This window comes from Niveispirillum sp. FG148 (assembly GCF_057809655.1).
Window position 1 is genome coordinate 58,432 of sequence record NZ_JBMDKJ010000024.1, and the last position, 22,293, is coordinate 80,724.

Sequence of the window (22,293 nt, forward strand, 5' to 3'; positions counted from 1 at the left end):
AACAGGCCAGCCTGCCAATATTTTATATTTGAAATATCTACTGTGGTCGCGTTGGCCGTCAAGGTCGCGCAGGGCGGAAAGGCGTGCTTCGATGAAGATTGCCTGTATCGGCGGCGGTCCGGCCGGCCTCTATTTCGCGATCCTGATGAAGAAGGCGGACCCCGCCAACGACATCACGGTCTATGAACGCAACCGCCCTTATGACACGTTCGGCTGGGGTGTCGTCTTTTCTGAAGAGACGCTGCGGAACCTGAAAGGCGGCGATGCGGAAAGCCAGCAGGCCATCATCGACAGCTTCGCCCATTGGGATGATATTGATGTGCATTTCAAGGGTCGGGTCATCACCAGTTCCGGCCATGGCTTTTGCGGGATCGAACGCAAGCGTCTGCTGAACATTCTGCAATGCCGGGCGGAGGCGCTTGGCGTTCAGCTGGTGTTCGAGGCGGAGGTGAAGCCGGATCTGGACCGCTTTGCCGATTGCGATCTGGTCATTGCGGCCGACGGCATCAATTCCCGCATCCGCACCCGCTATGCCGACCATTTCAAACCGTCCATCGACCGCCGTCGCAACAAGTTCGTCTGGCTGGGCACGAAGAAGAAGTTTGACGCCTTCACCTTCATCTTCGAGGAGACGGAGTGGGGCTGGTTCCAGGCCCATGCCTACCGCTTCGATGACGACACCGCCACCTTCATCATCGAAACGACGGAGGAGAACTGGCGCGCGGCCGGGCTGGAAGGTGTGGACACCGCTACCACCATCGCCTTCGGTGAAAAGCTGTTCGGCCGCTATCTCGATGGCAACCCGCTGCTGGCCAACAGCCGGCATCTGCGCGGGTCGGACTGGCTGAATTTCCCCCGCATCACCTGCGAGACCTGGGTGATGGGTAATCTGGTGCTGATGGGTGATGCGGCCCATACGGCACATTTCTCCATCGGATCGGGCACCAAGCTGGCGTTGGAGGATGCGATTGCGCTGGCTGCCCGCATCAATGCCAGCCCGCACGACCTGCCGGCAGCCTTGGCCGCCTATGAAGCGGAACGGCGGGTGGAGGTGCTGAAGATCCAGTCGGCGGCGCGCAACAGCACCGAATGGTTCGAAAATGTGGCTCGCTACACCCATCTGCCGCCGGAGCAGTTCACCTACAGCCTGCTGACGCGCAGCCAGCGCATCGGACATGAGAACCTGCGGCTGCGGGACCGCACCTGGCTGGAAGGGTATGAGCGTTGGTATGCCGGGGCCGATCAGCCGGTGCCGCCCATGTTCACGCCGTTGCGCCTGCGTAGCATGGATCTGGTCAACCGCGTCGTCGTCAGCCCGATGGCCATGTACAGCGCCCAGGATGGGCTGCCCGGCGATTTTCATCTGGTCCATTACGGCAGCAGGGCCATGGGCGGGGCGGGGCTGGTCTTTACGGAAATGACCTGCGTTTCCGCCGATGCCCGCATCACGCCGGGCTGTACCGGCATGTATACGGACGAACACCAGGCGGCATGGAAGCGGATTGTCGATTTTGTGCATCAGCAGTCGGACGCGAAAATCTGCCTGCAACTGGGCCATGCCGGGCCGAAAGGGTCCACCAAACTGGGTTGGGAAGGCATGGATCAGCCGCTGGATGAGGGTAACTGGCCGCTGCTGGCCCCCAGCCCCCTGCCCTGGTCCGCCGAAAATGCCGTGCCCCGGCCCATGGACCGGGCGGATATGGACCGGGTACGGGATGATTTCGTGGCGGCCACATGCCGGGCCGCGGCGGCGGGCTTCGACATGCTGGAACTGCACGCGGCCCATGGCTATCTGCTGTCGGCCTTCATCTCCCCGCTGACCAACCGGCGGGACGATGAATATGGTGGCAGCCTGGAGAACCGGTTGCGCTTTCCGCTGGAGGTATTCACCGCCATGCGTGCCGTCTGGCCAGCCGAACGGCCCATGTCCGTGCGCATTTCCGCCAGTGACTGGCACGCCGACGGGCTGACGCCCGCCGATGCGGTGGCGGTTGCGGCGGCGTTCCAGGCGGCGGGCGTGGATCTGGTGGATGTGTCCGCCGGTCAGACATCGCTGCTGTGCCGTCCCGTCTATGGCCGCATGTTCCAGACCCCTTTCAGCGATCGCATCCGCAACGAGGTGCCGGTGGCCACCATGGCCGTGGGCAATGTGCAGGACCATGACCATGTGAATTCCATCATCGCGGCGGGCCGGGCCGATCTGGTGGCGCTGGCCCGGCCGCATCTGTCCGATCCCTATTTCACCCTGCATGCGGCGGCCGAGCTGGGTTTTGACGCCCAGCCCTGGCCCCGCCCCTACCTGTCCGGCCGCGCCCAGTATCTGCGTGGCCGGCAGAAGGCAGCGGACATGGCGATCGCGATATGACGGGGGATGGTGCCGTGCTGGATGGACAACAGGCCGTGGTGACGGGCGGTGGACGCGGTATCGGCCTGGCTGTCGCCCGTGTATTGGCGGCGGCGGGGGCTGGCGTCACGTTGATCGGCCGCGATGAAGGGCGCCTGGCGGCGGCGGCGGCCGGGATCGGTTCCGCCGCCCGCTTTGTCACGGCCGATGTCACCGACGGACCGGCGCTGACGGCGGCGCTGGGCGGGTTGGGCCCCATCGACATATTGGTCAATAATGCCGGCGGGACGGAGGGCAAGCCGTTCAAGCGCGTGACGGCGGATGACCTGCGCCGGTCGCTGGACCTGAACCTGATGGGCGCTTTCCACGCCATCCAGGCTGTGCTGCCCGGCATGGTGGCGCGCGGGTCCGGCCGCATCGTCAATATCGCCAGCACGGCGGGGCAGAAGGGCTATGCCTATGTCGTGCCCTATTGCACGGCCAAGCATGCGCTGATCGGGCTGACCCGGTCGCTGGCGGTGGAACTGGCGCGCAGCGGCGTCACCGTCAATGCCGTCTGTCCCGGCTATACCGACACGGACCTGCTGCAATCCTCCCTGGACGCAATCCAGGCCAAGACCGGGCTGTCGCGCGACGAGGCCCTGTCACAGGTCCTGGCCGGCAATCCGCAGGGACGGCCCGTGCAGCCCGAAGAAGTGGCCGCGGCCGTCATGTGGCTGTGCGGGCCGCTGGCAGGCAGCGTCACCGGCCAGTCCATCGGCCTGTCGGGTGGGGAGGTGATGTAATGGATATGGCGCATGTCGATCCTGAAACTGCCTCTCCCGGGACGACCCATCGTGACCTGCGTCTGTGGCTTCGGCTTCTGACCCTGACCGGATTGGTGGAGGCAGAGGTGCGCAGTGGCCTGCGGCTGGCCTTTGACACCACCCTGCCCCGTTTCGACTTCCTGGCAGCGCTGCACAAGGCCGATGGTCCCCTGACCATGGGGGAGCTGTCCCGCCGGCTGATGGTATCCAACGGGAACAGCACCGGACTGGCCGAACGGCTGGCGGAAGACGGGCTGGTCGAACGGACCCGTCGTCCTGGGGACAAGCGGACGCAGTATGTGACGCTGACACCCGCCGGGAAATCGGCGTTCGAAGCCATGGCCGCCCGGCATGAACAATGGATCGAAGCCGCCTTCGCCGATCTGTCGGATGTGGATGTGGCGACCCTGATGGACCTGCTGGGCAAGGCCAAGGCCTCTGTCCGCCGCAACATGATCAGCCAGACGGACGGATCGACGCCATGACCGATGCCGATTTCCTGCGCCTGCCCTTTTTTGATGCGGCCCATGCCGATCTGGTGCGACGCCTCGACACCTGGGCAACGATCCACCTGCCGGATTTGATTGATCATCACGACATTGACGGCTCCTGCCTTGCATTGGTTGCCGCCCTTGGGCGCGACGGCTGGCTGGATTTGGCGGTTCCGCCAGATGGCCAGTTCGATGTGCGCAGCCTGTGTCTGGTGCGGGAGACGCTGGGCAGGCACGCAGGACTGGCTGATTTCGCCTTCGCCATGCAAGGGCTGGGAACCGGGGCCATCACCCTGTTCGGCACGCCTGAACAGAAGGAAGCGTTCCTGCCCGCCGTTCGGTCCGGCCGGAGCCTGGCGGCCTTCGCCCTGTCGGAGGCGGATGCCGGGTCCGACGTGGCCGCCATGTCTTGTGCCGCCACACCTGTTGCCGGCGGCTATCGGCTGAACGGCGCGAAGACCTGGATCAGCAATGGCGGCATCGCCGGCCAATATGTCGTCTTCGCCCGCACCGGAGCGGGCACCAAGGGCATCACCGCCTTCATTGTTCCGTCGGAATCCGAAGGATTTTCCATCGCGGAGCGGATCGACACCATCGCTCCCCACCCGCTGGCCACCCTGAACTTCACCGATTGCTTCGTTCCGGAGGGGGCCAGGCTGGGCCGGGAGGGAGAGGGTTTCAAGATCGCGATGGCGACACTGGACGTCTTTCGCCCCAGCGTCGGTGCGGCGGCGCTGGGCTTCGCCCGGCGCGCGCTGGCAGAGGCGGCGCGCCATGCCCGGGGCCGGCGCATGTTCGGCGCCACCCTGGCCGACCAGCAACTGACCCAGGCCCATCTGGCGGAGATGGTGCTGGATATCGAAGCGGGCGCCCTGCTGATCTACCGCGCGGCGTGGGCCAAGGACCGCCCGGACCTGTCGGGCCGGGACCGCATCACCAAGGAAGCCGCTCTTGCCAAATGGCAGGCGACCGAAGGCGCACAGCGGGTGATCGACAAGGCCGTGCAGATGTTCGGTGGGCTGGGCGTGAAGTCAGGCATGAAGGTTGAAGAACTTTATCGGGAGATCAGGGCCTTGCGCATCTATGAGGGGGCGACCGAGGTCCAGAAACTGATTGTCGCCCGGCAGCTGCTGGCCGACCTGCGTGAGGAAGGCTGATCCATGACCGACAGTGATGATTTCACCATCTTGCAGCCGCCCGGTTGGGCAAAGCCCAAGGGCTATGCCAACGGGATCAAGGCCCGGGGGGCCTTGGTGGTAACTGGCGGGCAGATCGGCTGGAACGCCGAATGCGTTTTCGAGACGGTCGATTTTCTGGGACAGGTGCGCCAGGCGCTGTCCAACGTGCTGGCCGTGGTGCGGGAGGCCGGCGGCGGCCCCGAACATATCGTGCGGTTGAACTGGTATGTTGTCGATATCGACGCCTATCGCGCCAGCCTGAAGGACCTGGGGCCCGTCTATCGCGCCGTGATGGGCCGCAATTTTCCGGCCATGACCCTGGTACAGGTGGCGGGTCTGGTGGAACACCAGGCTCTGGTGGAGATCGAGGCAACGGCCGTCGTGCCGTAATGGCCGATAGAAGGGGACGGATCATGCAGGAGTTCGCCGCCACGCATTTCAAGCTGGAGATCAAGGACCATCTGGCCTTTGTCACCCTGAACCGGCCTGATCGGAAGAATCCGCTGACCTTCGACAGCTATGCCGAACTGCGGGACTTCTTCCGGGCGCTGGTCTACCGCCCCGACGATGTTCATGCTGTGGTGATCAGCGGTGCTGGCGGCAATTTCTGCTCCGGCGGCGATGTGTTCGAGATCATCGAGCCATTGACGAAGATGGATATGCGGGACCTGCTGTCCTTCACCCGCATGACCGGTGATCTGGTCAAGGCCATCCGCGCCTGTCCGCAGCCGGTCATCGTCGCCGTCGATGGCATCTGCGTCGGCGCCGGCGCTATCATCGCCATGGCGGCAGACTTGCGCTTCGCCACGCCGGCCGCCAAATGCGCCTTCCTGTTTACCCGCGTGGGCCTGGCGGGTTGCGACATGGGGGCCTGCGCCATCCTGCCCCGGATTATCGGCCAGGGCCGTGCGGCGGAACTATTGTTCTCCGGCCGGACCATGACGGCCAGCGAGGGCCGCGACTGGGGTTTCTGGAACGAACTGGTGCCGGCGGAAAACCTGCTGGAGCGGGCGGCGGACTATGCCCGACAGCTGATGGCCGGCCCGCGCTTCGCCCATATGATGACCAAGACCATGTTGAACCAGGAATGGTCGATGTCGGTCGACATGGCGATCGAGGCGGAGGCCCAGGCCCAGGCGATCTGCATGCAGACGGAAGATTTCCGCCGCGCCTTCGAGGCGTTTGCCGCCAAGGCCAAGCCCAGCTTCGTCGGCCGCTGACCCACCCTGTCCCGCTCGCCTTTAGGCGAGCGAGGTCTGGATGGCCGCCAGCTGTTCGGCCGTCATCACGTCGGTCTGGGCAGTCGTGAACGCGCTCACCTGCGTCCCGGTCATGGATTCGATCTGATAGGTCGTCAGCGCGCCGATCTGCGTCGTTGTCATCGCGGCGATCTGGTTGGTCGTCAGCCCGGCCACCTGCAGGGCGTTCATCTGGCCGATCTGCGACGTGGTCAGGTTGCTGAACTGCGACGCCGTCAGGGCGCCGATCTGCGACCCGGTCAATAGCGCGAACTGTGAAGTGGTCAGCGACTGCAACTGCGTGCCGGTGAAGTTGGCAAACTGCGTGGCCGACATGCCGCTGATCTGGGTCGGGGTCAGGGCTGCCATCTGATCACCGGTCAGCGCCCGCAACTGCACCCGCAGCAGCGAGGATAGCTGCGTCTGGCTCAGACCGGTGACGGCCGTGGTCGTGAAGGCCTGGATCTGCGTGTTGGTCAGCGTCTGCAGCTGCGTGGCCGTCAGGCTGCCGACCTGATCGGCCGACAGCGACGCAATCTGGCCGGTGCCCAGGGCCGCCAGGACAGCGGCGGGGATGGCACCCAGGCTGGCCGCGGTCAAGGACTGCAGCTGCGGCGTTGTCATGCCCGACAACTGGTCGGACGTGATCCGGCTCATGAAAGCCGTGCTGAGCCCGTTCAACTGGGTCGTTGAGAGGGCGTCAATCTGCTCCGTGCTGAGGGCAGCCTGCTGGGTGGAGGTCAACTCGTTGAGGTGGGTGGTGGTAAGTGCTTCCATCTGTGTCGTCTGAAGCGCGCCGATCTGCGTCGTGGTCAGGGCCACGAACTGCGTGCTGGTCAGGGCATTCACCTGCGAGGTGGTGAGGCTTGCGATCTGCTGTGACGTCAACGCGCCGACAAAACTGGCGGACAGGCCCTTGATCTGATCGACGGCAATGGCAGCCAGGCTTTCGGTCGACAAGGACGCCGCCTGGGAGGCCTTGAGCGCACCCAACTGCGTGGATGTCAGCGCCGCCATTTCCGTCGTGCTCAACGACTGGATTTGCGCTTCCGACAGAGAGGCGATCTGTGTGGAGGTCAGGGTCGACAGGCTTTTCGATGCGATGATCTGGAAGGTGTCGGCCGACAGGGCACCCAACTGGTCCGCGGACAGCGCCGCGATCTGTGCGCTGGTCAGGGCGTTGGCCTGGCTGCTGCTGAGGCCATTCAGAATGCCGGCGGACACACCGCTGATGACGTTGGCCGGAATGGCGGCGATCTGGGTTGTTGAGAAAAGGCCGACCGCACCGACACCGATGGCATTGATCTGGGTGGCCGACAGGCTGGCAATCTGGCCCGTGGTCATGATCGCCAGCCGCGACGAGTCCAGCCCGGACAGTTGCGAGGACGGGATATTCTTCATCTGGTTGGCGGTCAGGGCCTGGAACTGGCTGTCCGTCAGGCTGCCAAGCTGCGCCGTGCGGAAGCCCGCTGCCGCCGAGGAGGAGAGCGCGGCCAGCTGCGATGTGGACAGGACGGCCAGTTGTTCACCGCTCATCACCCCCAGCTGGTCGGCCGACAGGCCGGCGATCTGGGTGGTGGTGATGGCGTTCAACTGATCTTCGTTGAGATAGGGGATGGCTGCGGCATCAATGGCGCCGAGCTGGCTGGCGCTCAGCGCCTTGATCTGGTTGGCGGTCAGGCTGGCAACCTGATCAGCCGTCAACGCACCGATCTGGGTCGTGGTCAGGCCCGCCAGCTGACCGGACGTCAGGCTGGCCAGCTGTTCGGGTGCCATCGCGCTGATCTGCCCTTCGGACAGGCCGGAAATTGCCGCTGTCGGCAGCACCGCAATCTGCTGCGCGCTGAACCCGGCCAATTGCCCCGCGCTCAGGCCGGCGATCTGGGCGGCGGTAAAGCCTGCGATCTGCGTCGTGGTGAATGCTGACATCTGTTCGGCAGAGAACAGCGCAAACTGGTTTGCAGACAGGCCCGACAATTGCGGCGCCGTCATGCTGCTGAGCAGTTCGGCGTTCAGCCCAAGCACTTGGCTGGCCGTCATCCCGCCGATCGCCGAGGGTGACAGTTCGGCAAACTGGGCCAGGCTCAGGGCATTGATCTTCTCCGTTCCCAGCACCGACACCTGATCCGCCGTCAGCCCTTTGATCTGGGCGACGGACAAGCTGGCAAACTGCTCGGTACCCAAGGCGGCGACGCGGCTCTGGCTCAAGGCTCCGACCTGCGCGCCGGTCAGGCCGGCCAGCTGGCCGGCCGAGATTTCCGAAAAGCGCTCATCGCTCAGCGCGTTCAGCTGCGTGGCCGTCATGGCCCCGAACTGTGAGGCCGTCAGGCCACCGAACTGGTCGGCGGACAGGCTGGACAGGAAATCACTGCTGAGGCCGGCGATCTGGGTGGTCGACAGCGCGGCCAGCTGTGTCCCCGTCAATGCCGCCGTCTGCGCGTCGCTGAAACTGTTGATCTGGGATACCGTCAGGCCCTTAATCTGGGCCGCGCTCATGCTGGCCACCTGCTCCGCCGACAGCCGGGTCACCTTCTCCGCCGACAGGCCGGCGAATTGTGCCGCTGACAGACCGGCCAGCTGTTCCTGGCTAAGCTGGCCCAGCTGCTCGCCGCTGAGGGCGTTCAGCTGCGTGGTGGACAGCCCGGCCAACTGGGCGCTGGTCAGGCTGGCAAGCTGCTGGTCAGACAGCAGGGAGATCTGATCGGTCGACAATCCCTTGACCTGCGTCACCGACAGCCCTGCGATCTGGTCCGACGTCATGGCCATCACTTCCTCGCCCTGAAGCGCGGAAATCTGCGTTGCCGTCAGGCCCTTGATCTGCGTCGTCGACAGGCTGGCCATCTGGGTGCCGGACAGGGAAGCGATCTGGGTCGTGGTCAGGGCGGCTATGCTGCTGGTCGACAGGGCCGCCACCTGTTCAGCCGACAGGGCCGCCACCTGGGCGCCGGACATGCCGTTGATCTGGCTGGCCGTCATAGCGCCGACCTGGCTTGCCGACAACGACCCGATCTGTTCCGGCGTCAGGGTCGCGATGGAGGTGACGGACAGGCTTTTCACCTGATCATTGCTGAGGGACGCCAGACTGTCGTTCGACAGCGCCGAAATCTGGCCGTCGGTCAGCGCCGCCATCTGGGCCGTGGACAGGCCAGACAGCTGTTCACTGGACAGCCAGGCGAACTGTACCTTGCTGAATCCGGACACGGCTGCGCTGGTCAGGCTGGATATCTGCGTTTGGCTGAACACCTGAAGCTGTGTCTGGCCCAGGCTTGAAATCTGATCGGCGGTGATGCCCTTGACCTGTGTTGCCGACAACCCGGCAAAAAAGTCCCCCGGCAGGGACGAAATCTGCTCGGTGGTAATGGCACCGATCTGCGCAGAGGTCAGGTTACGCAGCTGCGTCGTTGACAGGCCGCCCAGCTGATCGGTGGTCATCGCCGCGATCTGGGTGGTGGTGACCGAGGCGACCTGTGACGGGGTCAAGGCATTGATCTGGGTCGTGGACAAGGCCGGCACGCGATCGGTGGACAGGCCACGAACCTGCGCGGGCGACAGGGCCGCAACCTGCTTGGTCGTCAGGGCACCGATCTGGCTGTCGTCCAGCGTGTTGATCTGCGTGGTGTTCAGGGCGCGAAGCTGTTCGGCCGTCAGGGCTGCAACCTGGGTCGTCGCCAGGCCCGACAACTGGTCTTCCGTCATCGCGCCGATCTGCGCGCCGGTGAAAATCGCCAACTGATCGGCGGATATGGCAGAGACCCGTCCTTCGGACAGCGACTTGATCTGCGTGGTGGACAGGGCGGCAACCTGTGACTTGCCCAGGCTGGCGAACTGGTCATCGCTCAGGCCCGACAGCTGCGCGGCCGTGAACCCGCGCATCTGCGTCGGGGTCAGCGCGGCAAGCTGGGTCGTGCCCAGGACGTTCAGCTTCCCGTCCGTCAGGGTCGCAATCTTGGCCGCCGACAGGGTGGCGAACTGTGCCGGCGTCATGGCGCCAATCTGGTCGGCATTGAGCCCCTGGAACTGGTCCGTGCTCATGGACGCGAACTGGGCCGCGTTCATGCCGCCAACCTGTTCCGGCGTGAAGGTGGCCAATTGCGAGCTGCTGAACCACTTGATCTGGGCCACAGAGAAATTGGCCATCTGCGTGGAGGTGAAGGACACGATCTGGGCGTCGCTCAGCCCGGAGATCTGCGTCTGCGTCAGGCCCCTGATCTGCGCCGGCCCCAGGCCCTCGATCTGTTCGTCGGAGAATTGTCCAAGCTGCTGAGTGGTCAGTGCTGCCATCTGCGTGGCCGTCAGACCCTTCATCTGGGTGTTGACCAGTCCACCGATCAGCGAAGGCGTGACGCCGCGGAGCTGGTTGGACGTCAGCGCGCCGATCTGGGTGCTGGTGAAGCCACCCCATTGCACGGGCGTCAGGGCATTCAGCTGCGATACCGTCAGGGCCCGAACCTGGGTGACGCTCAGGGCGCCCAGCTGGCTGGCGTCCAACTGGCTGGGAAAGTTGGTGCCCATCTGGGCGATCTGCGTCGCGGTCAGGCCCTTCAGCTGCGTCGATGTCAGGGCCGCGACCTGATCGCTGCTGAGCGCATTGAGTTGGCTGGAGGTCATGGCCGAGATCTGGCCCGCAGTCATGGCGCCGATCTGGTCGGTACTGAAACTGGCGATCTGCGTGGTGGTGAAGGCGCGGATCTGCGGGGCGGTCAGGGCGGCGACCTGGTTGGTCGACAGGGCGGCAATTTTTTCCGAGCTCAACAGGGCAATTTCGCGCGCGGTCATGCCGCGGATCTGGCTGACCGACATGGCGGCGAAATCTTCCGCCTCCAGTGCGTTGAACTGGGTATCGTTCATGGCTGCCAGCTGTGCGGCCGTGAAGCCTATCTGGCTGGCCGACATGGCGCCGATCTGCGTGGCGGTAAAACCGCTCATCTGCTTGACGGAAACGGCGGCGATCTGTGCCTTGGTCAGTTCCGCGATGTCATCCAGCGAGAAGGAGCTGATCTGGCTTGCCGTCAAGGAGGCCATCTTCTTCGGGGTAAGATCGGCAACCGAGGTGATCGTCGTCATCTTGCGTTTCTTTCAGCCAAGCCAATGTCCAACCTGGAAATCAGTAAGCAAACGCCGTGCCAATGATTTTGCGTGCGGGTGGGCAGGCTCTGCCGGTCGGCCGCAGACGCGCTGTGGTTCAGAGGACGCGCCGCCGGCCATCCAGACGCAGCGTCAGGTCGGCGCGGTCAGGCATTTCGGCCAGAATGTGGCGGGTCAGGCGTTCGTAGAACTGAATGAAGCTGGCGATCTGCGCGTCGTCCATGGTGCCTTCGGTGGACCTGCCGGCGGCCCGCAGGGACTGTCGCAGCCCCTCTTCCTGCTCGATCCGCCAGTCCCGTACCATCGCGAAGTCCGGCGCGGCCAGCAGGACCAGGGCATCGATGCGCCCGAACAGGTGCTGATACTCCCCTGCCAACGCGGCATTGACATGATGGCGCCAATGCCCGTCGGCGTCCTGGAGGCGTTCAAGGTCGTTTATCGGTGTGGCAAGCGCCGAGGCTTCCTGTGCCACCGCGCCCACACACCAGCCTTCGAACAGCACCACATCCACCGGCCCGTCGATGCGGACGCCAGACGGTGCCCGGTCATCTGTTGCCTTGTCGAACCGGGGCAACAAGGTGCAGCCACCCGCCGCCAACCCGTCGAACACCGCCAGGCCCAAGGCCACATCATGTGTTCCCGGCACTCCCCGCGTGGCAAGCAGGGGGTGGATGGTACGGGCCAGGGCCACCCGTTCTGCCCGTGTCAGATAAAGATCATCCAACGACAGCACCGCAACCTGCAGGCCCGTATCGCGCAACCGTTGTGCCAGCCCCTCCGCCAGGGTTGATTTGCCACTGCCCTGCGCGCCGCAGATGCCCAGAATGAAAGGCCGTTTGGCCGTCATGACCAGACGTTCGTCCAGCATCTGCCCTACAAGGTCGAGCGCGTCAGGCACGGCGGTGTCCTTGCTTGAAAGCCCCATCAGCAGAGGGCTGCGATCACATGGGTCGGAACCAGCAGCGAAAGGGGGGCCAAGGCGACCAGCACTGCACCCATGGCTCGGCGCAGTTGGGGGCGGCGCGCCCAGGTCATCAGCCTGCCATAGCCGAAGGCCGCAAGGGTCACCGCTGGCAAGGTCCCCAGGCCGAACCCGGCCATGACCAGCGCGCCCTGGATGGCACTGCCCGACAGGGTGGCATAGAACAAGGCCGCGTAGACCATGCCGCAGGGCAGAAATCCCCAAAGCAGACCCACCAGGGGGGCCGACAATTTCCCATGCCGGCGCAACGCCCCCAGCACACGACTGATGGGTGACAGGATACGGTCGAAAATGGACAGGGCCGGCACCAGCCCCATCAGCGACAGGCCGATCCAGGCCAGCGTAGCCGCCGCCGACCATTGCAGGACCCGGTAGGCATCGCGCTGGTCAAACAGCCCGTAGAAGGCCGCCCCCAGGGCGCTGAGCGTGGCACCGGCCAGCATATAGGCCACTACCCGTCCCGCCTGCATGGACAAGAGATAGGTAATCTGACGCGACCGACTGCTGTCGGGCGACAGTCCCATCAACAGGCTGCCGGCTATGCCGCCGCACATGGTCGCGCAATGCAGGGTACTGGCCAGCCCCAGAAGCAAACCGCCCAGAAAATTGATCTGATCCATCCGTTTTTGCCATCCATCAGCAGCCGTTGAACCCTGAACCACATCGGCCTGCCTGTGCCAGGGTGGCACTCCCGTTCCGCGCGGGAAAGCGTATTCCATGCAGGTCGGGGTGGCAAATCGCCCCGGCAGGTCAGGCCGATGGGGTGTCCGCCGCGTCGTCACCGGTGATTTCGATCCGACAGCCATCCGGCATCGCAATCACCGCCTCGTAGAAACCGTCGCCGGTCAGCCGCGGTCCCGACACCAGACATTGATCGGCTGCGCACCGGGTGGCCAGTGCGTCCACCGCCGCACGATTGCCGACGCGAATGGCGATATGATCCCAGCCCGCCGCCTCGCCCCCTGCCGATCCCGCAATCCACGGGCCGGTCATCAGTTCGATCTGGTCCCCGCCTTTGGGAAGAGTAACGAAGCGGGAGATGAAACCGGGGCGCCGACGGCTGTGATAGGCCTCCCCGATGCTGGCCCCGAAATAGTGGCGCCAGAATTCGGCTGCCTGATCCAGGTCCGCTGTCCAAAGGGCCACATGGGCAATCCGCATGATTTTTCCTGAATGAATGACTGTGCCGGCAGGAGATGCCCCTGGGGGATGCCAGTGGGAGATGCCAGTGGGAGATGGATGCATCATGCCAGAACGACAAGTGCAACGCGTATCCCACTTTCCGGCATCGCGTGGGTGCCACCGCCGGCGCGGCTTTCCTGTCAGCGGGAACCGCACTATTGGGGCAAAGGCACCCGGATGGTGATGGATGTGCCGTCCCCTGGTGCCGTCACGACGTCCATTTCGCCTCCCAGCGGGCCGGTCACGAGATTATGCACGATGTGCAGGCCGAGCCCGGTGGAGCCGGTGTTACGGCGTGTGGTGAAGAATGGGTCGAAGGCCCGTCTGTAAACCTCCGGCGTCATGCCGACGCCGTTATCGGTGATTTTCAGGATCATCACCGGTCCCTGCCGGTAAAGCGACAGCCGCAGCAGCGGATCGCGAATATTCTCAAAGGCGTGATCAACGGCGTTCTGAACCAGATGGGTCACGGCCCGGGCGATGGCTCCCGATGGCGCCTGCAGGAACAGGCCTTCCTCCAATGAAGTCTCCAGCCGGATGCCACGGGTCTTCAGCAGCAGTTCCAGGCTGGGCAGGATGCCGCGCAGATATTGCGCCACATCCATGTCCTCAACCTCTTCCTCCGACTTGCCGACAGCCACCTGCTTGAAGCTTTGCACCAGATCGGCCGATCGGCGGAGATTGTGCAGAACGGTGCGCATCACTTCGCGTATATCGGACAGGAACTCCTCCAGCCCTGTCCGGGTCAGGCGTTTCTGGTCGGCGACGGCGGCCAGATCCTCCAGCTGTTCCTGGCAATAGCTGGCACCGGTCAGGGCCACGCCCAGCGGGGTGTTGATTTCATGCGCGACGCCGGCCACAAGTCCGCCCAGTGATGCCAGCTTTTCCTTCTGCACAAGTTGCGCCTGCGCCGCCCGCAACGCCGCCAGGGATTGTTCCAGCGCTGCCGAGCGCCCGGCAAGGTCGGCCGTGCGTTCCGTCACCACCTGTTCCAGCCGCTGATTATATTCCAGCAGGGCCTTGCGGGCACGGTCCAGTTCCTCAAACAGCCTTGCATTGGCAATGGCAATGGCCGCCTGGGAGGCCAGTACGCGCAGCAGTTCCACCCGATCGGCCGTAAACGCCCCGGCAGTCAGGTCATTTTCCAGGTACAGGACACCGATGCAGCGCCCCTGATGCACCACCGGCACCGCCAGTACCGATACCGCCGTCGCCCGGTCCCAGCGGCGATGGAAGGGGAAGCGCGTCTGGACGCGCGCATCCTCGATCAGCACGGTTTCCAGCGTCCGTTCCGCGTAAAGCAGCAGGGGTTCGGGCAGGCGCGCACCGATGGGCTGGGTCTCCTCCTCTGCCCTTGCCATGGTTCCCAGGCGCTGTTCGGCCGCCAGCGCGCGACCGTCGGCATCCACAAGGGTCAGAGCGGCGTAGCGGGCACCGGCATTTTCCATGGCCAGATCCAGCACCCGGCCGATCAGCCGGTCCAGCACCAGTTCGCCAGCGATGGCCTGCCCCATCTTGGTGACGGTGGACACGTCGAGCGACTGCTGGCCACCCGCCTCATCGCCCTGCCCGGACAGGATCAAGCCTTCCAGGGCATCGGGGAACGCCCGGGCCAGTCTTTCGGCCTTGGCCAGGGCACCGTATCGACGGTAGAGCAACCAGGCCTCACGCATCTGCACGATGCCGGCGGGACGGCGGCCCCGGCGCAGCAGCGCCCGCCCCAACCGCTCCGTCGCCAAGGCGGCATCCCCGACGAAGCCCTGGTCAAGGGCCAGTTCCACCGCCTCGCCGAAGGCAGCAGCGGCCTGCTGTGACAGGGCCCCCGTGGAGGATGACAGGGCTGCCATCTCCGCCTCCAGCAGGCGCAGGCGATGGGCATTGTTCATGGGTGCATGGGATGTCCATTGCCGCAGCAGTTTCAGGTTCCGGCGCACCTGCTTCAGCGCGGCCGCCCGATGACCCGCGTCGCTTGCCTCTGCCAGCAGGTCCAGCAAGGCCAGCGCCTCGTACCAATGGAACGGTGCCACCCATGCCGACCCCAGCACGCTGCGCAATTGCGGGCGGACATCGGCCGCAAGGGTGCGGGCCAGATCGCTATGGTCAAAAACCAGCAGGGTGAATATCTGCCTGATTTTGAATGCTACCTCGCCCGTGTGGCTGTCGGCCGTGCCGACATAGGGCAGTATTTCATCCAGTCCCCCCAGTTCCGGTCGCCGCAGCCGGGCGATCAGCGCCAGGGGGTTCTGCGCCGTCTCTTCGATCAGCTTAAGGTCGCGGCGCTTGGCAAAGGCCAGCGCCGCCTGGGTGGACGCCAGTTCCTGTTCCAGATTGTGGCGGCAGACGGTGTGGACCGTCATTTCCACCATAAGGCACAGACCGGCGCGGTCGTAAAAGCCTGTGGCGATCAGTTCCTTGGAAATATCCGCCGCCACCGGGGCGATGTCGCGCAAAGCAGAGGTCCAGTGCTGGACAACCACCAGATGGTTGGGGATATGAACCACGACGCCGAACCGCTGGCCCAGCCGCATGCTGAGATCGCCCAGGCGGCTGCCGCGGCCGATATCATTAAGCGCGCCGATGAAGATCAGGGCGCTGCCCGTAAAGCAGATGGTGGATTGCGGCGTGACGCCGTGGTCCAGCGACAGCAGTGCGCCTTTCAGCGACAGCACGGGCAACAGGGGCGACGCCAGTGAGTAGCTGGCGCGGATGGCAGATGCCAGCAGTCGCATCACCTGCAGCAGCCGCTCATCCGTCATGGCTGGCAATTCCGCCAGCGCTGCCGCCGTCCTTCCTTTCAGCCGCCACAGCTGGCCTGCGATCAACAGCAGCGTGTCACGCTTGGCCGTTGTCTCTGACAGCGGTACGTCAAGCAGCCGCAGCCCCTCGACGGCCGCCCGCAGCGCCTCCCCGAAATTATTGCGGGCCTCATTGGCCAGGACCACCAGTTCCAGCAGTTCCGCCCGTCGCAGATCGTCGGGCGCCATGGTTTCCAGCTCCGCCCGCCGGGCCTGGAATGCCTCGAAATCCTGGGCCAGATAGGCACCCTCGGCCGCATCCATCCACAGCCGCCAGCGCAACGCCGTTTCCCCGCCCGCGGGCATCATCGTCATCGCCATGCGCAGCAGACCATGGGCGATATCGAAGGCGGCAGAGGCGCGCGCCTTTACCGCGGCCTCATGGTTCAACCGCGCCAGGCCTCGTCGTTCCTCCGGCTGGGTGATCAGGGCGCTGCCCAGGTTCAGGTGCCGGACAACCTCGAAGGGCAGCCGCGCCGCCAGGCCGACATCGTCACGCAGGCGACGGCCCAGTTCCAGATGTACTCCCGCCCTTTCTCCCTCCGGGGTCAGCAGATAGGCGGCCTTGTGCAGCCGGTCATGGGTGAAGCGATAGACGCTGGCCGGTCCGCCCTCATCCTCCACCAGCACGCAGTAGCCATCCCGCAAAGCCGGCTCCAGCCGGGTTAGGCATAATTCCGGGCCCAGACGGCAAATGGCGGCCAGCAGGCCAAGTTCGAAGCGGTTGCCGATGCAGGCCGCAAGCCGCAGCACATCCTGCGTCGGTTCCGGCAGCACGCCCAGACGTGCCGCCAGCAGGTCGGCCACATCATCGGGCAGACTGGCCCGTTCCACGTCCACGACGTCGGCCACCCAGTGCCCCGCCTGCGGATCGAAGCGCACGACATGGTTGGCGGCCAGCGTCGACAACAGCTGACCCAGAAAGAAGGGATTGCCGCCGCTTTTGGCCGTCAGCAGCTGCGCCAGCCGCCCCACGTCCCCGTCATCCGCGCCCATGGCCTCCGCCAGCCAGCCATGGACATGATCCGGCCCCAGCGGCTGTGGCACGATTGCGGTGACGCGGATGGATTTCGCCACCAGGGACAGCATGCGCGTCAAAGGGTGGGCTGCGTCAACCTCATGATCGCGATAGGCGCCGACCACCAGAAGATGGCGTGCATCGGGATCGACCAGCAGCGCTTCCAGGAGTTTCAGCGACGCGACATCTGCCCATTGCAGATCGTCCAGGAACAGGACCAGGGGATGTTCGGCCGCGGCAAATTCCAGCAGGAACGCCGCCACGGTCTGCTGGAACCGGTTCTGGGCCTGAATGGGTGGCAGGGCTGGTGGTGGTGCTTGCGTGCCCAGTACCAGTTCAAGCTCGGGTAAGGCCTCGGCCATGACGGGCGCATTGCGCCCCAGCGCCCGTGACAGTCTCTCTGCCCAATGCGCCAGCGCCTCCGGGGGCTCCGTCAGGACCTGCTTGACCAGATCGCGCAACGGTTGGATCAGTGCCAGGAACGGCACGTCGCGGCGCAGCTGGTCGAATTTGCCTTCGGCGTAATAGCCGCGCCGCGCCGTCAGCGGCCGCTGCACCTCCCGCACCAGCACCGATTTGCCGATACCGGAACTGCCGGACACCGCCAGGAATTCGACGTGGCCCTGGCTGGCCCGGTCGAAGGCGGCCAGTACTTGCCCGACCTCCCGGTCACGACCGTACAGCCGTTGTGGCAGCACCAGTTGCCGGGGGCGGTCGCCCCGGTTGGGGCGAAAGCGGGTGATGCGGCCTGTTTCCCGCCATTCGGCCAGGGAGGCGGCCAGATCGGCCTTGACGGTTGCGGCCAGTTGGTAACGTTGTTCCGCCGCCTTCGCCAGAAGACGCATGACCAGTTCCGCCAGCGGTTCCGGCAGGTCTGGCCGCAGTTCCCGGATGGGACGTGGTTCGCGGGCGATGTGGCAATGGACCCAACCCACCCGGTCCGCCGCATTGAACGGCAATTGGCCCGTCAGCATCTCGTAATAACAGAGGCCCAGCGAGTAGAGGTCGCTGCGGTAATCGACAACGCGGTTCATCCGGCCTGTCTGTTCAGGTGACAGATAGCGCAGATCACCATCCAGTTGTCCCGCCCCCAGGCCCAATGCCGCCTCGTTCGGGAACAGCGACGCGTTGCAGAAATTGCCAAGGGTAACCGTCACGCCATCAGACGCCACCCAGAAGCTGGCAGGACGGATGCCGCGATGAACCATGTCGCGGGCATGCACCTCCTCCACCGCTGCCGCCATGTCCAGGGCCAGCGGCAGGAACCGGTCCAACGCCATGCCCCCCGCCGGGATCAGTGTGGACAACATGCGGTCAGACCGGTCTGCCAGGATCAGCGTCGGGCCGTGGACGCTCTCCGTCAGGGCGACGACCTCCTCGACATGCGGCGTGCCCAGGACCGACAGCATGTCATGTTCACGATGAATGGCGGCAATATCGCGGGTCTGGCGCAAGGCCGGCACGCGCACGCGCACGGGCCGGGAGTCGGTCCCATATGTCCCGCGCAGCAGGACGGTCCGAGTATCCCGTTGAACCTCGTCAGTCAGCCTCAGCGACGAATCCAAGGGCGCCATGCCCACCCCAACCTGACTAGGTCCGGCCTTGTGTAGTTGTATACATCAGACCATGTCCCACAGCAGGTTACAAGGTCGGCGGAAATTCGCTCGCTGGAAATATCCCAGCCAGTCACGAGAGATCGCCGTTCTTCTTGGCAAGGAACCGCTCCAACTGCTGTTTCACCTGCTGCACATCACCACTGGAATAGCCATATAACGCCTCAAGCCGCAGGGCGTCATCCAGGGAACGTCCTGCAACTTCAAGGATTGTTTCTTTGGCGGAACGGATTGCCGCCTGGCTTTTGCCGGCGATGCGGCCGGCATATGCCAGGGCAGCCGGCAACAGATCATCACCGGGGACCACGGCGCTGACCAAGCCGATCCGATGCGCCTCCTCTGCCGTTATGTCCCTGCCCGACAACACGATATCCATGGTGCGCGACACGCCGATGCTTTGTACCAGCCTGACGATTCCCCCATCGCCATGGTGAAAGCCGCGGTGGATTTCGTAGCTGCCGAATATGGCACTGTCGGCGGCGATGCGCACATCACAGGCCAGGGCCAGTTCGAAGCCACCCGCCAGTGCCCAGCCATTCACCGCCGCGATGACGGGTTTGGCCAACCGGTGCTGGCCGCGGGTGATGCCGCCCAGCCCATGCGGCACGTTGGCCCGGACGGTTCGCATATCGCCGCCCAGGAATTGCGGAATATAGTCCGCCAGATCGGCCCCGGCGCAAAAGGCCTCGCCTTCTCCCGTCAGGATGGCGACATCAAGCCCATCATCATCGGCGAAGCGCGTCCAGACCTGATGCAATTCGGCGTTCAACGTCCGGTCGATGGCATTCCGGGCGGTCGGGCGGTTCAAGGTGATGATGGCGATGCGGCCATCACGATCAAAGCGCAAGTGTCGATACGCCATGGAACCGGGCCTTTCTGACTGGCACTGGGGTCACGGGCGGGCGGCATCGGCCGATACCGGCACGGCCCGCTTTGGCCTGGCTGACCACAGGCCGGTGCGCAAGGACAAGGGACTGATCCAGAAACGACGCCGGGCTAACCGTTTGATCCGTTCTTCCCCCAGTTCTGTTTGCAGGATGCGGTCCTGTCTTTCCTGCACGGACAGACGTTTGTCGCGGGCCAAGCGCCAGCGCTTAATATCCGCCGCAGTCGTACACAATATCCGCTCCCCCACGACGAAGATAGGGCGCCAGCGGAACCGTCGCGCGAAAGCTGTGCCGAAGAAGGCCGAACGGATGCCGTAACCGGTGAAGGCCTCCTTAACCTCGTCCCACAGCGATTTCTGGTTCTTCTGCACCCGCCCGTCGCCCAGAACGACACTGGACAGGTTCCAGTCGTGATAGAACATGTCCTTGGCTACCGCATCGCGGGCCTTGTATTCCTCATACAGCAGGCTGCCCTTCTGCGCGATCAGGTTGGCCGAATAGTGGTAATCGCAGACGACGCCACAGGCCCCTGTGCCGGAAAAATCGGTACGCTCGCCCTGGGGTGGGGAAATGAACAGGCCGACGACATAGATATTCTGCGAACGCAGCCGGTTATAGACATCGGAATACATGCCCACGACGTCCGATGCGCGCACCCCCTTGCGGTGGGATTTCAGCCAGGTCGGGTCCAGGCTTTCGATGCCCATCATGCAGAAGCGCATGCCCGCCTTGGCGGCCAGCACCTCGAACCCCTTGGTCTTGGTCACCGTGTCACCGCGCAGGAAGCTGCCCCAGCGCATGTCCAGGCCGCGCGCGATCATGCCCTCCAGCAGCTTGATCGTGTGCCGGTGGTCGCCGCCGAAATTATCGTCGGTGAAGATGAACTCCCGCACGCCCCGGGCATGCAGCGCCGTCAGTTCCTCCAGCACCCGCTCCACCGATTTGTAACGCTGCTTGTAGTCCCAGAACTTATTGATATTGCAGAAATCACAGCGTTGCGGACATCCACGGGAGATTTCGACGGCCGCGGCGAACCCGTCGCTCATCCCCATGCCATAGGGCCGGAAATCGAACCGGCTCCAGTCAGGAACCGGTGCCCGGTTGATGTCGATCAAGGGCAGTTGCGCGGTGGATTTGTGGATTGCCTCACCTTGGCGCCACCACAGGTTCGGCACTTCCGCGGGCGTCACCTGCCAGCCGGTCAGATGCTGGATCAGGCGGCGGAACGGTATCTCGCCCTCCTTGATCACCACATAGTCGGCGCCCAGTTTAAGCCACCGTTCCGGCCATGCGCTGGCATGATTGCCGCCCAGGATGATTTTGACTTTGGGGTTCAATTCCCTTGCCAGCCGGATGGTCAACTCCGTGTCCATGGCCTTCAGCGATGTCATGACGCTGATGCAGATGACATCGGGCCTGGACAGTCGATCCTTGTAGGCCTGGAACGTTTCCCGCGCGACATAGCCGTCAAAGATGGAATATTCGACATGCAGGTCGGCGATGGACGAGGCCAGGATGGGATAAACGGAACTGGGCATCTTCACCATCTCGCCCAGCGTGTCGACGGGGATAGGCCAGCTGTCGACCAGCGTCTTGGGATGCAGGAACAGGATATCCAGCGTCACCGGACGGATGGGGGGTGGCGGGTCCTCTCCCCAGAAGGCCGCCGCACGTTCCCCTTCGATCAGCTTGCTGATCCCTTCCATGGTTCCGCCCCGCATTATTTTCCCCAGGAAACATCACTAGAACTTGCGCATGACCTTCCCGTCAAGGCGGTAAGTCATATGCGCAGTTCCCGGTGACGGTCTGATGGCGAAAAAATGGACGATAGCCGATATTCCAGGACATGGGTGTCGGACAAGCCGCTGTCGGCGCGCCCGGTCACGCTGTCAGAAAAGACAGCAGGACAGCGTTAAAAGCCTCGGCCTGTTCAACATTTGACAGATGCGCTGCCTCCAACTCAACCAGGCGTACGTCCGGGATGGTTGCCGTTAACTCACGGGCCTTCTCCAGGGGGGTGGAAAGGTCATGAGCGCCGGCGACGACCAGGGTCGGCACCTGAATCGCGGATAGCAGGGGTCGCTGGTCCATGTCGCGTACCGCGACACAGCAGGAGGCATAGCCCTCCACGCCGGTGGCCCGCAATACCCTCTCTATGGGCGTGACGGCATCGGGCTGCGCCTGCCGGAAAGGGGTGGTGAACCAGCGTTCCAGCACGCCATCGACGATGGCCCCCATGCCCTGCGCCCGAACCAGGGCGATGCGGGCATCCCATGCGCCGGCCGGCGGCATATGGGCCGCCGTGTTGCACAGCATCAGGCGGGACAGACGGTGGGGCGCGTGGGCCCCCAGCCACTGCCCGACCATGCCGCCCATTGACAGTCCGGCGAAATGGACGCGGTCCAGGCCCAACAGGTCGAGCAGTTCGACCACGTCACGGCCCAGGCGCGCGATGCTGCCGGGGGTGGGCGTCGTGTCGGACGCCCCATGGCCGCGGCTGTCATAGCGCAGGACGCGGAAATATCGCGACAAGGTTACCACCTGGGGCGCCCACATATCCATGTTGCTTCCCAGCGCATGGGCCAGCACCAGCGTGGGCAAGGCCGCATCACCGTCCAAACGGATGTTCAGCCTGCATCCATCGGTCAGCGTTACCGTCTCTGCCATCGTAACG

At 64.5% G+C, this 22,293-nt stretch carries 14 protein-coding genes; 6 read left to right on the forward strand and 8 right to left on the reverse strand.

Features of this window, described 5'->3' with window-relative positions; genetic code table 11:
* Positions 1 to 91 precede the first annotated feature (91 nt).
* From ACODTW_RS21130 to ACODTW_RS21155, 6 genes are read left to right on the forward strand one after another with little or no spacing between them, the layout of a single operon-like run.
* The gene (locus tag ACODTW_RS21130; protein ID WP_488948061.1) at positions 92 to 2,365 is read left to right on the forward strand and encodes a bifunctional salicylyl-CoA 5-hydroxylase/oxidoreductase; all 2,274 of its coding nucleotides are present in this window, start codon (positions 92 to 94) and stop codon (positions 2,363 to 2,365) included.
* On the forward strand, positions 2,362 to 3,129 hold the full coding sequence (locus ACODTW_RS21135; protein ID WP_488948062.1) for an SDR family NAD(P)-dependent oxidoreductase: 768 nt from the start codon (positions 2,362 to 2,364) through the stop codon (positions 3,127 to 3,129). Before ACODTW_RS21130 ends, ACODTW_RS21135 begins: the two co-directional genes overlap by 4 nt.
* Entirely contained in the window at positions 3,129 to 3,635 is a 507-nt protein-coding gene (locus ACODTW_RS21140) for a MarR family winged helix-turn-helix transcriptional regulator (RefSeq protein WP_488948063.1), read from the forward strand. Before ACODTW_RS21135 ends, ACODTW_RS21140 begins: the two co-directional genes overlap by 1 nt.
* On the forward strand, positions 3,632 to 4,798 hold the full coding sequence (locus tag ACODTW_RS21145) for an acyl-CoA dehydrogenase family protein (RefSeq protein ID WP_488948064.1): 1,167 nt from the start codon (positions 3,632 to 3,634) through the stop codon (positions 4,796 to 4,798). Before ACODTW_RS21140 ends, ACODTW_RS21145 begins: the two co-directional genes overlap by 4 nt.
* A gap of 3 nt (positions 4,799 to 4,801) precedes the next feature.
* Positions 4,802 to 5,209: a RidA family protein gene (locus ACODTW_RS21150; protein WP_488948065.1), complete on the forward strand. Its 408-nt coding sequence runs from the start codon at positions 4,802 to 4,804 to the stop codon at positions 5,207 to 5,209.
* Between the two features lie 23 nt (positions 5,210 to 5,232).
* On the forward strand, positions 5,233 to 6,039 hold the full coding sequence (locus ACODTW_RS21155) for an enoyl-CoA hydratase family protein (RefSeq protein ID WP_488948066.1): 807 nt from the start codon (positions 5,233 to 5,235) through the stop codon (positions 6,037 to 6,039).
* A gap of 21 nt (positions 6,040 to 6,060) precedes the next feature.
* Here the strand turns inward: ACODTW_RS21155 and ACODTW_RS21160 are convergent, their stop codons facing one another.
* From ACODTW_RS21160 to pcaD, 8 genes are all read right to left on the reverse strand, one after another.
* On the reverse strand, positions 6,061 to 11,121 hold the full coding sequence (locus ACODTW_RS21160) for a beta strand repeat-containing protein (protein ID WP_488948067.1): 5,061 nt from the start codon (positions 11,119 to 11,121) through the stop codon (positions 6,061 to 6,063).
* Between the two features lie 118 nt (positions 11,122 to 11,239).
* Positions 11,240 to 12,040: a hypothetical protein gene (locus ACODTW_RS21165; protein WP_488948068.1), complete on the reverse strand. Its 801-nt coding sequence runs from the start codon at positions 12,038 to 12,040 to the stop codon at positions 11,240 to 11,242.
* A gap of 26 nt (positions 12,041 to 12,066) precedes the next feature.
* Positions 12,067 to 12,744 (reverse strand): sulfite exporter TauE/SafE family protein, encoded by a 678-nt coding sequence (locus ACODTW_RS21170; RefSeq protein WP_488948069.1) that lies wholly within the window; start codon positions 12,742 to 12,744, stop codon positions 12,067 to 12,069.
* 130 nt (positions 12,745 to 12,874) lie between these two features.
* Positions 12,875 to 13,285, reverse strand: a complete 411-nt coding sequence (locus tag ACODTW_RS21175) for a VOC family protein (RefSeq protein ID WP_488948070.1) — start codon at positions 13,283 to 13,285, stop codon at positions 12,875 to 12,877.
* Between the two features lie 176 nt (positions 13,286 to 13,461).
* Positions 13,462 to 18,693 (reverse strand): trifunctional serine/threonine-protein kinase/ATP-binding protein/sensor histidine kinase, encoded by a 5,232-nt coding sequence (locus tag ACODTW_RS21180; protein ID WP_488948071.1) that lies wholly within the window; start codon positions 18,691 to 18,693, stop codon positions 13,462 to 13,464.
* Between the two features lie 112 nt (positions 18,694 to 18,805).
* Positions 18,806 to 19,594, reverse strand: coding sequence for an enoyl-CoA hydratase/isomerase family protein (locus ACODTW_RS21185; RefSeq protein ID WP_488948072.1), 789 nt, complete (start codon positions 19,592 to 19,594; stop codon positions 18,806 to 18,808).
* Positions 19,595 to 19,624: 30 nt separating this feature from the next.
* Positions 19,625 to 21,325, reverse strand: a complete 1,701-nt coding sequence (locus ACODTW_RS21190) for a B12-binding domain-containing radical SAM protein (protein WP_488948073.1) — start codon at positions 21,323 to 21,325, stop codon at positions 19,625 to 19,627.
* 175 nt (positions 21,326 to 21,500) lie between these two features.
* The gene (gene pcaD / locus ACODTW_RS21195; protein ID WP_488948074.1) at positions 21,501 to 22,286 is read right to left on the reverse strand and encodes a 3-oxoadipate enol-lactonase; all 786 of its coding nucleotides are present in this window, start codon (positions 22,284 to 22,286) and stop codon (positions 21,501 to 21,503) included.
* Positions 22,287 to 22,293: the final 7 nt, after the last annotated feature.